This window comes from Candidatus Zixiibacteriota bacterium, from assembly GCA_029860345.1.
Lineage (GTDB): Bacteria > Zixibacteria > MSB-5A5 > GN15 > FEB-12 > JAJRTA01.
Genome location: JAOUBJ010000003.1, coordinates 126,416 through 141,945, shown reverse-complemented (window position 1 = coordinate 141,945; position 15,530 = coordinate 126,416). Strand labels below are relative to the sequence as shown.

Sequence of the window (15,530 nt, the reverse complement as noted above, 5' to 3'; positions counted from 1 at the left end):
TGCGGATGCAAGAAACAAAAGAGCTGTTCTGGAAGTTAATGGAGCCCGAATATGTGCGCGCGACGCTGTACTGCCGCAAACTCTGTGGCGACCGCGATCGCGCCGATGACCTTTTGCAGGATGTAATGGTGAAGGCGATGACCAAGTTTTCTGATCTGCGCAATAATGAATCCTTTCGACCCTGGCTGTACAGAATCCTGATCAGCACTTTTCGAGACAGTATTCGGCGACCCTGGTGGCAGAGGCGAGTATCGTTGACACCTGAGATCGAATCGGATCATGCCGTCACTGACCCCGTCAACCGGTTTAATGCTCGACGTTGGCTTGACCTCGCTTTCACGGCTGTATCGCCCGATGAACAGGCTCTGGTTACCCTGCACGAGTTGGAACAATGGAGCATAGCCGAACTGGCACAGTTATATGACAAGAGCGAAAGCGCAATAAAAGTCCGGCTCCACCGGGCCAGACAGAAGATGAAAAAGCGACTCAAAAAACTCCTGGCCGACATAGGCGGAGACAGTGAGCTAACAAATATCAACGGGATAAACCAATGCATTGCGACCAGGCCCAACGGAGAATAAACGAGCTAGTGCAGGCGGGCGCCGATCCTCAGACGGACTCGTCACTGGTGGATCATCTCAGAGATTGCCCCCGTTGCAGAGAGGAAGCTCAGGCAGCCGGCCTTCTGACACAGGTTCTGCGGGCAGCGGACGAGGACGACACATCCGGCATAACACCCTTCCATCAAGCGCGACAAAGAGTCGAGGCTCGGATAGCATCTTCAGGCGATGGCCGTGCAGGAACAGATCGCACAGCCGGAAGCTTCTCAATCGTTCGGTGGTGGCGACCGGCTCGGGTGGTTTATGCATCGGTGGCGTTGGCGGCTTTGCTGGCTGTGGCCTTGATACCGTTTCAGTATGATCAAACGATCGGTTACGCAGTCGCTTTTGCCGGCGTGGAGAAGGAGCTGGCCGAGGATGATGAGGCCATCTGCGATCTTCTTTTTGACCTCGGTCTCCTGGAGGCCAATGTTGATGTGCTGGAGTGTGACACCACCTGCAACGTGCAAGTGGTCGAGTTGAAATCACTTGAGGAAGCACAACTGGTTGTCAACGCCCTGGCCCGTATCAACACGGCCGAGTTGAGTTCTGATATTATCCCGGTGCGCGAGGGTGCCTCGGCCAGCCTACTCGAGCGGGCCGGGCGGGATATTTTGTAAGACGATAACAATTTTCGGATAGCGCCGTCCATATCGCCGACAGCGAGTCGGCTCATCAACATCAAACCACAACGGTGTTGTGAACAGCACCGTCAAGGAGGTACGTCATGTATAAGTATGCCACGTCTATCCTGTTGGCCCTGTTGCTGCTCGCAATTGGAACTACGCCATCGTCGGCTGCGCCGAAGTTGAGCATTGCCGAGAAGTCGTTTGACTTCGGTTTCAGTCCGCAGAATGCCAAATTGTCGCATGTCTTCTGGCTAAAAGCCGAAGGCACCGACAGTCTGAAGATACTGAAAGTCGTGCCCGGATGCGGCTGTACCAAAGCGCCGCTGGAGCGCAACCACCTGGCCGTGGGCGACAGCACGAGGTTGGAAATTGTTTTTTCCACCGGTAAGCGCAGCGGTCCGGCATCCAAAAGCCCCAGTATCAAAACCAACGCCGGTGGGCCCGACCAGCGGGTGCGGTTTGTCACTAATATCGTAACCCGGCCGGACTCAACCTACCCGATAATCATATCGCCATACAAACTGACTCTCGGCCAGTTCACGGCCAAACAGCGAAACGAACTATCCTTCACTATCGAGAACGTTTCGCCGGGCGATCTCACCTTCCGGCTGGTGGACCTGCCGCAAGACTACTTCGACGTCAGCCTGCCGACAACCATCGCATCGCAAAGCACGGCCGAGTGCTCCTTGGTGTTGACAGAAGTCGGTTTGACCGGCTCGTTCGAAAAGTCGTTCACGATTGAGCTTGACGACGATGAGAGAAGTCGATTCACCGTGCCAGTGAAACACCAGGCCGCCGGGATCGGGAAACAGGTCTCATCCATGGCGGCGCCGGAGTAAGCGGTGTGACAGATACTTGTCTCTATCGACGCCGGGTATCTTCTGTGAGTTGATGACGAGAAAAGAAATGGGACGCGGTGACATCCTTGTTGCCGCGTCCCATTGGTTATACAGCGGGCTCTTCCTGACCCGCAAATCATCAGCAGGTTGGCGGTGGACCGCCGGTGAACATAAAGTCAACCAGCCAGACCAGGTCTGAAATATCAATTACGCCGTCGCCGTTCAGATCGGCCGCCCCCGGGTTTACAGGTGGTGGGCCGCCGGTGAACATGAAGTCTACCAGATAGACCAGGTCGGAGATGTCGATGGCCGGCGATCCGCTATTATCAATATCACCACAGAACCAGGCCGCCACATCGACATCGATCTGTCCACGAATCTCTCCGGCGGGAAACGACGCCGAGTGGATATTGATATACAATTCCTTTTGCAGCAGGTTGATCACGTCGGCATCCGACAAGTACCAGATTTCAGTGATCGGCGAGGCGAAGCTCGTGAATCCAAACTGAACCGCCCCGTTGACACATTCCGGGGCCAGATGAATATGGCCGTCAACGGCACCGGCAACATCGTGGGTGAGACTGACGGTGAGTTCCTTACCGCCCGGCTTCAATGTAACCGTGCTGCTACCGGTGGCCGGACTTCCTGTACCGCCGCAGGCATCGGCTTCGGATTCATCGAGGCCAAATGTTACTTCAAAGTCAGCATCCAGGTCAATCTGACCACGAATCTCCCCGGCTGGGAACGATGCCGAGTGAATGTTGATATACGTGCTGCTGGCAAGAATCGCATCGTAGTCCGCATCGTCACACAAGAACGTCTCAAAAATCGGTGACACCGGGCTGGTGAAGGCCTTCACTATCGGTCCGCTCACACCCGGAGCGCCCAGATGAATGTGAGCGTCGTTGGGACCGGCCACATCGTGCTCACAATAGACAGTGAGTTCTTTGGTATCCGAGTTTAGTGTTGCCACACAGAATCCGGTCGCCGAGCTACCTGTGCCGTTGCCGCCATCGGCCTGCGCTTCGTCCAGGCCAAGCGTAAAGACGATTTCACCGGCCACCAATTGTCCACGAATCTCCCCTGACGGATTGGCCGTTGTGTGGAGGTTTACATACAGATCACCCGCGAGGAAATTGATCACATCGGCAGCAGTGAGCATCCAGGTCTCGTTGATGGGACTGGTAAGGCCCGAAAACACAAATCGTATGGGTCCCACTGCACCGGGTGCACCGAGATGTATGTGGCCGTCGGAAACATTAGAGACATCGTGCGTGACGGTGAACGACAGCTCGGTGGCGCTTGCATTCAACTCACCGGTGAACACACCGGATGCAAAACTCCCCGTGCCCGCCCCGCCGTCGGCCTGGGCTTCGTCGAGGGTGAAGGCCATCTTGTGTGTCTGTTGTTCGACCTGGCCACGAATCTCGCCGGCTGGGAAAGTGCTGGAGTGAATATTAATGTAGAGACCACCGGCCATTAGGTTTGTAACATCACTTGAAGTCACCGACCAGGTTTCCACTATCGGACTGGTGGGCGAAGTAAACGCAAAAGAGACGCCGCCGTTGGTACAGGCCGGAGCGAAATGAACATGAGCAGCGGTGACACTACTGACATCGTGCTCGATGTGGAACGATACTTCGGTGGAATCGGCGCTAAGAATAGCCACGCCGAAACCACTGGCCAAACTGCCGGTACCGGCGCAGGCAGCAGCCTGGGCTTCATCGATCTTAAAAGCAAAAATAGTCGGCTCGGCCGGCGCGGCGGTCACGAAGATAGTATCTTTCATGCTGAAAGGATGCACCGAACACAAGTATGGAAACGGCCCGGGACCGTCACCGGCGCTGAAGACCACATCGAAGCTATCGGACACCGGCATGATTCCTGAATCCCAGGCTTTGGGCGATGTAACCTCAGAGGTGGTTGTGTGCGAGCCGCCCACAAACGTCCAGCGCACCGTGTCGCCAGGTGCGACGGTTGTACCGGTCGGGGCGAAGAAGAAGTTGCCGACATCAATGTGATGAATTGTGGCGTGGACACTGTTGCTGAAGGCGAAGACCGCCAACAGAATTGCCGCCAGAAAGGCAGCTTTCCGATATAAACCAGGCATCGTATCCTCCTATGGAAGTTCGTGTCCTGTGTGGACCGTAATAATCTATGTTGTACAAAACCACAAACGAAGCCCGATTGTTCCTTGTTTTTTGGCTGCATCTCCGGGGGCAAACTCAACCGACTAACTGTCGATACAAATAGGGTAGACGATAGCGGAATCCAAAATGGGTACCGTCGGGTATCACCAAACTGTTCCGGAGGGAAAGATGGCGCGGGTCCAATGGTGCGAAGCATTTGAGGTTGACATTCCCGAAGTGGATGAGCAACACAAGAAACTGGTAGCCATGATCAACCAGTTGGACGAGTCAATGAAAGACGGGATAGTCAACGAGACGATCGGTACCGTTCTGATAGCCTTGGTGGATTACACCGGATACCATTTTGATACCGAAGAGAAGGTCATGCAAGAAGTCTGTTTCGAGGGATACCTGGAGCACAAGGGGATGCATGAACGGCTCAAGGGGGAGATTGCCGGCCTTTTGAGACGGATGAAAGCAGGTGAGTCTGTAAACGTATTTGAGTTAACCTCTTTCCTTGCCGACTGGCTGGTGAACCACATCATCAAAGAAGACAGAAAGATCGGCGAGGCCTACATGGCGGCCCATGCCTTTTCGCAGGCGACACAGTAAGCTCACCTTGCGACTGAAGTAGTTTACCCCGTCCAGCTATTCAACGATATCCCTACAACAACTGTCCGGTGCGGACGCGCTCGTCCATCAGGCGGCGGCCTTCCAGGAGGATCGCATCGTTGGAGGTATGATTGTTGGGTACCGGTAGTTTGTCAGGTGTTACCGGCTCGACCACCCAGGACCCTTCCGACCAACAAACGCCTACATGCACGGCCGGTGCGCCGACCTGGCCGTTCAACTCAGCGTATGATATGACGCCCTGATCGAGGAAGATGATAAGCCGCTTGTCCTCAGTCGAACCGGTTATGGTGATCTTTACCGTGCGGCGGCTCGGTCCCAAAGCGTGCAACAGGTCGATCACGTTCATGTCGGAAAGCCTTCCATGACTGCCGGACGAAGATTGGTTGTCCGACATCAACTGGCTGTCCTGCAGTTGTGCTCTCGTTTGAACTTTACGTAGTTTGGAGACGAGCATGTCGGGATTGACATCACTGGGAATAATGTCCTCAAGCCCTCGATCCAACAACGGCGTCATCGACGATGCCTGGTTGGATTCGACCATGAGGAAGGTCGGTAACGTGCGCGGAACCACACCGGCCGCTTCCAGAGTGTCGACGAACGATAAGACCTGAGAGTATTCACCCTCCAGGAGGAGTACAATCATGTCGGGTTCGCTGCGTTTGCAGAGGTCCACGAATGTATCGCGAGACAACTGAGAGATGGTGCGAAATCCCTCGTTCTGCAGGCGGCGTTCGATGGGATACAAAGCGCCCGGATTGTCGGCGTAGATCATCACCTGCCCATGCTTGCTGGTTGCCTGGGCGTGCAGAACTTCGCTTTGCATCATGGTTATGAAGTTCTCGACAATCTCGGGCAGGAAGAGCCGCCCGGCCAGATCACGACACTTTTTCCTGATAGCATCGAACTTATCCAGCGACAGCTTTTCATGCGGGTCCACGGTTTCGCAAAACAGGTCTACAATGGTGAGGATGTTCCCGCCGAGAATCTCGATGGGCAATCGTTTGGTGTATTTTCCGCCCAGGTCCTTGTACATCGAACGGAGCATCTGGACTACCACCGGTGGATACTCCAGCGACGACAGCAACTTGGCCGAAAGACCTATCCACGAGCGCTGGTCCCTGGAGTTGTCGTCACGATAATAGTGGCGTGACAGATCATGCAGATAGGCGGCATTGGTAATGATCGAACGTTCCTTGGCCGGTAGCTTCATCTGAGCACACAGTCGGTCAACGTAGGTTCCCACCGAACCGGAATGATTGTCGGCCAGTCCGCTCTTTAGCGCCAGCAGCGAGGTGAACAGTTCCAGGTTTTTATCCAGCAGGTCCGCCTCGGCTGTCATTGCGTGGCGTCCCAGGATCAACGAGGAGGCCGACTCATAATAGTGTACGCTGGTGCTCGGTGAACTTTTTCGCAGGCGGTCGATCAGGTCAAGGTAGTCTCCGGAAACCGTGTCTTTGATTAGGACGGCGTTGAAAGCGTTGTCGCCGGTGATCTCGATAGCTTCATCCGCTGAATCGGTCATGGTCACTTGGTATCCGTCGCGTTCAAACAACGACTGCAACAGCGGTCCGGAATATTCTTCGTCGGTGACCAGGAGGATCGCAGGCAAGTCAGGCGTGACCGTTTCCTCCGACGCCTCCGGCTGTATGGTGGCGTCATCGATCGAGTCGGTCGCATCATCGGGGATCTCCAAAAGGAGGCGATCTTCAAGTGTGACGTTCTGTCCCAGGTAGTGTCTGTTGATTGCGGTGTTCAAAGCCAACTCGGCGGCAATGTAGAGTTTGATCTCCTTGCCGCGGGCCACGAAGTTCAATTCGTTGATCAGGCTCTGATCCTTCGGGGATTCGCAGGCTACTTTCAGCAGGTTCTGTTCGGGGTCATAGTCAAAGGGCATCACTCGTCGTGCAATCGCAACTTTGGAGGGGATCAATCTAATCACTATATCCGGAATCTCCAACGAGGACAAGACCACACCTTCACATTCAAACTGAATGGCCAATGCCCGCACCAAACCGGCTTCGTCGATGTCGCGGTGGTAGAGCAGTTGCGATCCCAGTTTGCCGCCGTGCGCCTTCTGACGCATGAGGGCTTCTTTGATTTGAACCTCAGAGATGAGTCCTTCGTGCACGAGAATTTCGTCGAGACGGATGCGTTGCGAGCTGTCGTTCATTATGCCTCCACCGGCTGGGCCTCTGCTTCGTTGACGCGATCGAAAAACTCCGCCGGGTTGGCCGCTACCCGGATTGCTTCGTCTACCGTTACGATACTGGAGTCGACCAACGCCTTCAGGTGATTATCCAAAAGACGCATGCCCATCTTGCGACTGGTTTGGATCACCGATGGAATCTGGTAGGTTCGCTCCTCGCGTATCATGGCCTGGATCGATGGTGCCCGTGTCATGACTTCGTAAGCAACCACCCGGCCATTGCCGTCGGCTCGCCTTAGCAACTGTTGCGAGATAACGCCGATCAACGTATCGGCCAGCATGACCCGTATCTGCTGCTGTTGATCGGGCGGGAAAACATCGGTTACGCGCTCGATTGAACTTACGGCGCTGCAAGTATGCAAGGTACCCAGGACGAGCAGACCTATCTCGGCGGCCGTGATAGCCATCGAGATAGTCTCGGTGTCACGCATCTCGCCCAGCATGATGACGTCAGGGTCTTCGCGTAGCGCCGAGTGCAGCGCCTGGGTAAACGATGCAGAATGCAGACCGATCTGACGTTGACTGATCAACGAGTTCTTGTTCGTATGCGTGTACTCGATGGGGTCTTCCAGAGTTATGATATGGCGTGATTCGTGCGTGTTGATGTGGTCGACCATGGCCGCCAGGGTTGTCGACTTGCCGGAGTTGGTCGGTCCGGTCACCAGGAGCAGCCCCGATGTCGATTTGATCAGTCCCCGTACAATATCGGAGAATCCCAGTCCGGCCAGGTCCGGGACGATATCCGGGATTAATCTGATTGCAGCCGCGATACCTGCGTGCATCATGTATAGGTTGATTCGATACCGTGCGCTATTCTCGATGCTGTACGCAAAGTCCAGATCGCCTGACTTTTCGAAACTACGAATCTGGTCGTCGGTTAGGACTTCGTAGACCAGTTGTTTTATTTTCTCGTTGCTGAGTTTCTTGTGCCGTGTTTTGGCCAGACTACCGTCGACTCGGACCATCGGTACACTACCGGCACCCAGGTGCAGATCGGATGCTCCGGCTTCTTTGACAATTTTCAACAGGTCATCAATTTTCGGCATAAGCTGCTTTCGACCGTTTTACCCTTTATCTCTTCTATTGTCGGCGAATTGGGCAGGGAGTTTACGGGGGGGCGGGAGAGGAACTTTAGACGCCGATACTGAGCCGTTCACCCTCGCTGATAGGCCTCCCAAGCCGTCGATCACGGCCAGCGATAGAGGACTAACTGGGCTGCTTTCTCTTGACGAAAGCGGGGTTCGGGACTATCTTTGTTACAGAAGCCGATTGGACAGCTTTGTATTTGATCAGTCTCATGAAACATTATGCTCGTAGCACCATACCAGCAAGACATCCAGGAACCTAACCTAAGCTATGAATGTCAGGAGTATAGAATGTCCGTTCCCAAGTCCGTGACGCTAATTCCGTTAATCGGTTTGACCTTGGTCTTATTGGCAACGGCCGTTGCTCAGAATTACTCTGCCGTATGGGAGGGTTCATCGCAGAAACTTCCTGGGGCTGTCTGTTGCCCAGGAGACCTGGACGACGAGTATAACGACAGCGAACTGTCATTTGCATGGACCTCAAGCGGCAATTGCGTCGATGACGATGTATGGGAAGGAGGCGGCTACCTCGTTCTTGATCTCCCGGCTACCTGCAGTGGAGTTTCATCGGTTGACGTCCACTTGGCGAATGAGCTCGAAATATGCGGCGACTTCGATATTGAGGCACGCTTCAAACTCTACGACTGGCCGACACCAACAGCGGCGGCTTGGACTGGTATACTGGTCTATAATAGCGATATGACCATGCGCATCGAACGTAAGAAGTTTCCGGACCCTGACTCAAACGCTTGCGGGACTTACACCGAAGCGTTTGAGTGCTGGTACCCCGATGAAACCGGTTGTCCAAAGGCCGCATTCCCTGAAACTGGTTTTTACCCCACATTCCGAATCGCTCGGTCCGGTAGCAGTATTAGCACTTACTATTGGGACGGTAGTTCCTGGGCACTTCTGTGGATGGAAGCGGACGCCAGCACCAATCCGGTAGGCTTTTCCATGTACACTGGTAACGCTACCGATGGCGGGCAGATTGTACACATCGACTGGGTCCATATCCAGAGTGAGCCGGCGAACGACGCTGATCTCGATGGGGTCGGGGACTGTGTCGATAACTGCCCGGAGCATGCTAACGTCGACCAGGCTGACTCTGACGGTGACTTTCTCGGAGATGATTGCGACAATTGCCCGGAACTGGCTAACACCGACCAACAGGACAGTGACCTGGACGGCGTGGGAGACAGTTGCGACCTCTGCCCCGGTTTCGATGACAATCTACACAGCGACAACGATGGCATTCCGGATAGCTGCGACAACTGCCCGCACATTGATAATGTTGACCAGCAAGACAGTGACAGCAACGGTGTCGGCGACGTCTGTGAGCCATGCTGCACCGGCGTCCGAGGAAACGTCAATGGAGACCCGGCTGAAGTCATAGATATTGCGGATCTGGTCTACCTTGTCGATTGGATGTTCGTAGCCGGTCCTTATCCGCCGTGTCCTAAGGAAGCTGATCTCAACGGTGATGGACCTATCGACATTGCCGACCTGGTTTATCTCGTGGACTTCATGTTTGCCGGAGGACCTGCACCGGCGGTCTGTGACTGACTCTGGTTGGTTGGTCTGAAGGCAAACCCGCCGTAATGAAGAGTACCCGACAGCCGTCTCCAGTTAAACCTTGCATCGTGAACCTGCCCCCGTTTCCTTCTGTCCATGTGTCCGCGTGTGAGAAAAACTAAGTCGAAAAGGCCATCGTTGGCTGAAAGTTTTGTCAAAAAGCTCTCCTCCGCCGATGCCCGTCTCAGACGAAAAGTCGTCCGTTACGCATTTTGGTCGGTGGGGCTGTTGTTTTTCTACTCGCTGATGGTCGGTACCTACAGTATTCCGCGCATCATTCGCCTCGAAATGGAAAAGACGGAACTGGCCGAATCCAATAGGCAACTGTTGGTAAACCTGGTGGACAACGATCGCGTCCGCAAGATGCTCGAATCGGACACGATCTACCTGGAACGGATCGCCCGCACCCGCTTCCACATGGCCCGCCCCGAGGAAACCATCTACCTCTACCGCGGTCGGTAGGCGTTATGGCGGACGAAGCGGTATTCTCGGAGGTTGTTTCGGTGGTTCCTTCGACCTCCCGCGGAGGTCGTGAGAACCGCCGATCTCTCTCGTTCGGATTCTCTGTTTGCATAGTGAGCTTCGCAGGGTCACAACCCCGCCGGGGGCGGTGTCAGGACCCTGCGAAACCGTATGCAGGGGTCGGTAGACGTTATGGCTCTTGAAAAAACCGACGCCGTTGTTCTGAGGACGTTCAATTGGTCCGAATCTTCGCGGACGGTGGTTTTTTTCACCCGCAACTTCGGCAAGATCGCGCTGGTCGACAAAGGGGGTCGCAGTATCAAGTCCAAACGCGGTCGGATAGTATCGTTCGCTCACATGGAATTGACTTTCTACGCCTCGGAAAAAGAATCGAACGGGTATATCCGCGACGTCGACCCCATGCAAGCTTTTTCGTTTGAGAAAGACGGCGCGGTCGGTCGGCTGGCCTATGGTTCGGCGGCCTGCGAACTGCTCAACCTGCTGCTGCCCGATGAGGAACCGCAAGAGACACTATTTGACTACTTCGTCGGTTTCTTGAGCGCTGTGGAAGTGGCCGACAAACGGTCGCTACCGGGTTTGTTTTTGGCTTTCTTTCTGCGATTGCTTTCGCACCTCGGCTACCACCCCTCGCTCACCCACTGCCCCTCCTGCGGACAGCAAGCTGTCTCTCTTGTCGCTACGCGACCTACTGAGTACATACAGTTCTATCCGGAACGGGGGGGGGTGTTATGCAGTTCTTGCCAAACGGCGGCGGATCATTATATTCGTCTCTCTACAGCCGGGTTTGAGCAGCTTGTCGCCCTGCAGACCGCCTCATTAACCGAGGCCGCAGCCTTGCCGATAGCTTATGCAGATACCGAACTGTTGCTGGAGGCGTTGACCAAATTCATGAGCTTTCAGACCGGACTGTCGGCGAAAATCAAGTCGCTGGAGTTCTTGAAGAAGTTGAAAGATACAAAACTGACATAGTAGAAAGAGACGCATGGCCAAGAAGAACGAAAACGATACGATGGAAAAACTGGTGTCGCTGTGCAAGCGGCGCGGCTACATTTTTCAGTCATCGGAAATCTACGGAGGTCTCACTTCCTGCTGGGACTACGGTCCGCTGGGCGCGGAGTTGAAGCGCAATCTCAAGAACTACTGGTGGGATGCCATGACCAATCGTCGCGACGACATCGAAGGTCTCGACGCCGCAATTCTGATGCATCCCCAGGTCTGGCACACTTCCGGTCATGTGGCTGAGTTCAATGATCCCATGGTCGACTGCCGCACCTGCAAGGCGAGGTTCCGGGCCGACCAGCTCGATCAGGCCCGCTGCCCCAACAAACCGTCGAAAAGTCCGGTGGAACACCAATGCGACCTGACCGAGGTGAAACAGTTCAACCTGATGTTCAAAACGTTCATGGGTCCGGTCGAAGATAGCTCCAACACTATCTACATGCGCCCGGAAACCGCGCAGGGTATCTATGTAAATTTCCTCAACGTCAAAAACTCCTCGCGCCAAAAGATACCATTCGGAATTGCGCAGATCGGCAAGGCTTTCCGCAACGAAATCACGCCGGGCAATTTCATCTTTCGTACCCGCGAGTTCGAACAGATGGAAATGCAGTTCTTCGTGCATCCATCAGAAGATGAAAAGTGGTTCGACTATTGGAAACAACAGCGCTGGGAGTGGTATCAGTCGCTGGGTCTCAACATGAGTAAACTCCGCTGGAAAGAGCACGGACCGGACGAACTGGCCCACTATGCCAAAGCGGCCTACGATGTCGAGTATGAGTTTCCGTTCGGCTGGCAGGAACTCGAAGGTGTGCACAACCGGACCGACTTTGATCTCGGACGACATCAGGAAGCGACCGGCAAAGACATGGGTTACAAAGACGAACGGTTCGAAGAAAAGTTTGTGCCTTACATTGTTGAGACCTCAGCCGGGTGTGACCGGACATTGCTGACTTTGTTGTGCGATGCCTACGACGAAGTTGAGATCAAGGGTGAGAAACGGGTCTTCTTGCGTTTGTCACCGAAGGTGGCGCCGATCAAAGCGGCTGTCCTTCCGCTGGTCAAAAAAGACGGCATGCCTGAGTTTGCCGAGAAGGTCTACAACAATCTCAAAAAGCAGTTCAAAGTCTTCTACGATGTCTCCGGCGCTGTTGGTCGGCGTTATGCGCGAATGGACGAAGCCGGTACGCCGTATTGCATCACTATCGACGGCCAGACTTTGGAAGATGAGACCATGACCTTGCGCGACCGCGACTCTATGGACCAAACGCGCATGAAAGCTCCCGAGATCGTCGAGTTTTTGGAGGGGAAGGTTAGGTGAGGGGGGTCACGCAGCCGAACTGGCTCGACGTCCGATATATCTTGATTCAGATGCCGATACATAGCGAAAGCTCTGTGGCGGCATGAATCCGAGGTGTTTTCGAAGAACGGAGAGTTGTGGTTTCTTTCGGAATTCTGTAGCGTCGGAAAGGAACACTGCCACGCCCAAGTCTGAGCCTTCAAAATAGGCATCGAACTCCTCTCGAGTGACGCCAGCGTGTTCAGAGACAATTGTCCACAGTTTCTCAACGGGGGCAGATATGATTGCCTCTACGTGGGCGAATCCAGCGAGTTGTTTACTCGGTGAAGTCTCCCAGAAGAAAATCCGCGTGCCTTTCCTTATTCGAAGTGGCTTCGTTCTTCGCAATTCAACAGTCTTTAACCCTGAAAAGATCAGGGATATAAATTTGGGCTTGATTGAAAAAATGGCTGACCGGCTGGAATCCAGTTTATTCATCGGATCGTCCAATTCCTAGGTTATATATCTTCCAGAACAGATTATCGGGGATTTCGATCGGTTGCTGAATATAAAAATTGCGCCCTCTCTCCTGCTGCCAAAACTGGTTCAGGTCGGATCGCGGGATTGGATTGTCGAAAATCTCTGTGTGGCTAAAGACCAATGCCATAAGCTCCCCAGAGGCTCTCTTCATCGCTGTGTGTTTAACATCTTCCCAACGATAAATGCCTAGATGTTGGAACCAATTGAAAAGTGTTTTTGGATCACCTATGTGTACTTCATTAAGATAGGACGCAGCCCTGATAGCTTTACTACCGTGATATCGACCCTGCCCTCTACTCACGTACCACAGGATTCGTGCCGGCGCTTTTAGTCGTCTAACTGTGGCCGAGCGATAGTACACGTTTTCGATATTGAGAAGTAGCTTCGCCCTTCCGCCGAAAAGGTCACCTTCCGCGATACCTTGATCAAATAAGTGCATGGCATACTGCGACCGAATGCTAACTGCCCAAGTCGGTAGCTCCAATTCTCTGAGCTTTGTAGGCCATAATTGTTTCTCAAGTTGGTGTAAGAGAGATATATCTTTGGCGCCAATTGCTCGCTCTAGTTGACTCTTTACAGTTGTTGCGTATTTCTGTGGAATGGTCAACCGCAAACTCGGGGCGGTAATTGCCGTCTTGACACCCTTCGAATCGTATCGACCCTGTCCGACCCATCGAAACAATTTTCTTTTCTCCTGGAATAGCCCAAACTCAAAACAGGCTCTGGTCAACGTGGAGGTCATGTGTGAGTCCACGATTTCGAGGCATTCCAGATTGCTAGAACGACATTCAGCAATCAGCCAATTCACAATTCCCAGTGCGACAGTTTTATCCGATTCACTTGGTGCGAGCCTTAGAAGGTGCACCAACAGTCTCTGCTGCCCGACGATCTCCCAACTCACCAAAGCCAGAACAGTATTTCCATGGAGTATGAGTTGAGTAATCCTCTGCTCTGGCTGTGTCATTTGAAGTCTAAGCTTCCTCAGAAACTCCTTCTTCCCTTCCAGCCCCAAATCCGCTACTGACGACTCAATACCATCAAGATCGTCCCCTGTCACACGACGGATTCGAAGTTCCGACTCTGAAAAGCGTTTGGGTTGATACTCTGCTGATCTCAATAGGCTGTCAGGCCGAGAAATAAAGTCAGCTGGGTGTAGCACTCTGACATCAGTTAGATCGTAAACGTCACTACTTTTCTGAATGAGTTCCCTGTCACTGGTGACAAAGTACTGTATTGTCCCGGCCCAACACCATGCGATATGTCTAAGGTCTGATTCGGTTTGTGCGCTTCGAGGAGCTGGAAACAGCGTTTCTGCTTTGTGTCTACACTCATCGAATAATTCTGACGCTCGAGCTATCCTTGCAAATGACTGAGCCATCCTCTTGGTCTTCGCACCTCGATCGGCTATCGGATCGCGCGCTATATCTTCGAAGATCTCTGGAGTCACATAGAACGTAATCACTTCTGGCAGCCAATCGGCCATGACGGCATGCGCGCCGCTTGTTGCATCAGAGCAGGGTTTCATTGAATCTGCAAGGATGTTGTGGTCTAGCGCAACACGTAGTCTTGTGTCTTGTGTTACTATGGCCGGGTCAAACAGGCTAGGCAGCGGAGTATCCTTGCGCCAAACGCCGAGCTCACTTCCAGCCTTGCTTCGCCCCGGTATCGTGCCACATCGAGTGAAGCCGAGCTTTGGCCAAACGGCAGCCTCCTCGTAGTCTATACGACAGTGCACCCTAATGCCAACAACCATATCTCCAACCGTCGCTTCCAGCTCACGAAAAAGCCGCTTTGCTATTCCGTGTCCTCGCCTCTCCTTCTCAACACAAAGATGAACTATCCGCGCCGTTCGCGTACTCAGCTTGAAGTCGAACAAGAGATACCCTTGAACCTTGCCCTTCTCAATCGCCACCAGAAGTTTGTCTTCATCGGCCTTTTCTCCGATTGCACCCTTTGGGATAAACCCTAGTGTAGCACTGTTCTTGTTCCCAAGCTCGATTACTTGCTTGAACAATTCACTTGAGGCTCCCAAAGTCTCGATCTTCATGGAGTAATCCCTTTATTATAATCCCATAATACGTTGGCATAAGTTGTCAGTCAAGCATTCGGTTCGTCCCTTCTCGGCCCGAGGACAGGCAGCCCATCCGCTCGCGGTGGGTTTCCAGGACATCACAAAAACACCACCAACTCCTCCCAAAACGCGGCTGCTCGTCATCCTTAAAGGAGATGACATTCGAACACCAACTACAGGCCTACAGGAATGATCGGGGACTATGCGCGGAGCGCGAGAAAGCAACTTGGTGCCCGGACGATTTCACTACCGAATGTATTATGCGAACGTGTAACTATGCAAAACGAACCCATTTGCTCAGGGGTGGGTTGTTGGGAAAAGCGAAAGTACCCAAAACGAACCCAATCCGTTGCAACCTTTTGTCCCCGTGTACCATATCACGACTTCGCGTCACATGACGAAGATGGATTCCGGATCAAAGTCCGGAATGACTGAGTGGTGCGTGCTTCGACTCCGCTCAGCATGAGGT

Annotated in this window: 13 protein-coding genes; 8 read left to right on the top strand and 5 right to left on the bottom strand. The window is 53.5% G+C overall.

All coding sequences use genetic code 11. From position 1 onward, the window contains the following. Positions 1–5: 5 nt before the first annotated feature. The 3 genes from OEV49_04265 (at position 6) to OEV49_04255 (ending at position 2,067) form a co-directional block, all read left to right on the top strand. Positions 6–581 (top strand): RNA polymerase sigma factor, encoded by a 576-nt coding sequence (locus OEV49_04265; GenBank protein MDH3890276.1) that lies wholly within the window; start codon positions 6–8, stop codon positions 579–581. After that, positions 551–1,219: a hypothetical protein gene (locus tag OEV49_04260; protein ID MDH3890275.1), complete on the top strand. Its 669-nt coding sequence runs from the start codon at positions 551–553 to the stop codon at positions 1,217–1,219. Before OEV49_04265 ends, OEV49_04260 begins: the two co-directional genes overlap by 31 nt. 107 nt (positions 1,220–1,326) lie before the next feature. Continuing rightward, positions 1,327–2,067, top strand: a complete 741-nt coding sequence (locus tag OEV49_04255) for a DUF1573 domain-containing protein (GenBank protein ID MDH3890274.1) — start codon at positions 1,327–1,329, stop codon at positions 2,065–2,067. A 139-nt stretch (positions 2,068–2,206) separates the two neighbouring features. On the opposite strand, the gene OEV49_04250 is transcribed toward OEV49_04255, so the two are convergent. Next, positions 2,207–4,177, bottom strand: coding sequence for a CHRD domain-containing protein (locus tag OEV49_04250; protein MDH3890273.1), 1,971 nt, complete (start codon positions 4,175–4,177; stop codon positions 2,207–2,209). Positions 4,178–4,385: 208 nt separating this feature from the next. Here OEV49_04250 and OEV49_04245 point away from each other — a divergent pair, with 208 nt between their 5' ends. Continuing rightward, complete coding sequence (locus tag OEV49_04245; GenBank protein MDH3890272.1) at positions 4,386–4,808, top strand: bacteriohemerythrin; 423 nt, start codon at positions 4,386–4,388, stop codon at positions 4,806–4,808. Between the two features lie 52 nt (positions 4,809–4,860). Here the strand turns inward: OEV49_04245 and OEV49_04240 are convergent, their stop codons facing one another. Together OEV49_04240 and OEV49_04235 are read right to left on the bottom strand one after the other, a co-directional pair. Next, positions 4,861–6,999: a DUF4388 domain-containing protein gene (locus OEV49_04240; protein ID MDH3890271.1), complete on the bottom strand. Its 2,139-nt coding sequence runs from the start codon at positions 6,997–6,999 to the stop codon at positions 4,861–4,863. Next, positions 6,999–8,081: a type IV pilus twitching motility protein PilT gene (locus OEV49_04235; GenBank protein ID MDH3890270.1), complete on the bottom strand. Its 1,083-nt coding sequence runs from the start codon at positions 8,079–8,081 to the stop codon at positions 6,999–7,001. Before OEV49_04235 ends, OEV49_04240 begins: the two co-directional genes overlap by 1 nt. 330 nt (positions 8,082–8,411) lie before the next feature. Between OEV49_04235 and OEV49_04230 the strand changes: the two genes are divergently transcribed. The 4 genes from OEV49_04230 (at position 8,412) to OEV49_04215 (ending at position 12,492) form a co-directional block, all read left to right on the top strand. After that, the gene (locus OEV49_04230; protein MDH3890269.1) at positions 8,412–9,683 is read left to right on the top strand and encodes a thrombospondin type 3 repeat-containing protein; all 1,272 of its coding nucleotides are present in this window, start codon (positions 8,412–8,414) and stop codon (positions 9,681–9,683) included. Between the two features lie 117 nt (positions 9,684–9,800). After that, positions 9,801–10,154, top strand: a complete 354-nt coding sequence (locus OEV49_04225) for a septum formation initiator family protein (GenBank protein MDH3890268.1) — start codon at positions 9,801–9,803, stop codon at positions 10,152–10,154. A 192-nt stretch (positions 10,155–10,346) separates the two neighbouring features. After that, the gene (gene recO, locus OEV49_04220; protein ID MDH3890267.1) at positions 10,347–11,144 is read left to right on the top strand and encodes a DNA repair protein RecO; all 798 of its coding nucleotides are present in this window, start codon (positions 10,347–10,349) and stop codon (positions 11,142–11,144) included. A gap of 13 nt (positions 11,145–11,157) precedes the next feature. Next, positions 11,158–12,492, top strand: coding sequence for a glycine--tRNA ligase (locus tag OEV49_04215; GenBank protein MDH3890266.1), 1,335 nt, complete (start codon positions 11,158–11,160; stop codon positions 12,490–12,492). 6 nt (positions 12,493–12,498) lie between these two features. On the opposite strand, the gene OEV49_04210 is transcribed toward OEV49_04215, so the two are convergent. Both OEV49_04210 and OEV49_04205 read right to left on the bottom strand, forming a co-directional pair. Beyond that, entirely contained in the window at positions 12,499–12,948 is a 450-nt protein-coding gene (locus OEV49_04210) for an ASCH domain-containing protein (GenBank protein ID MDH3890265.1), read from the bottom strand. After that, complete coding sequence (locus tag OEV49_04205) at positions 12,941–15,037, bottom strand: GNAT family N-acetyltransferase (GenBank protein ID MDH3890264.1); 2,097 nt, start codon at positions 15,035–15,037, stop codon at positions 12,941–12,943. Before OEV49_04205 ends, OEV49_04210 begins: the two co-directional genes overlap by 8 nt. Positions 15,038–15,530: the final 493 nt, after the last annotated feature.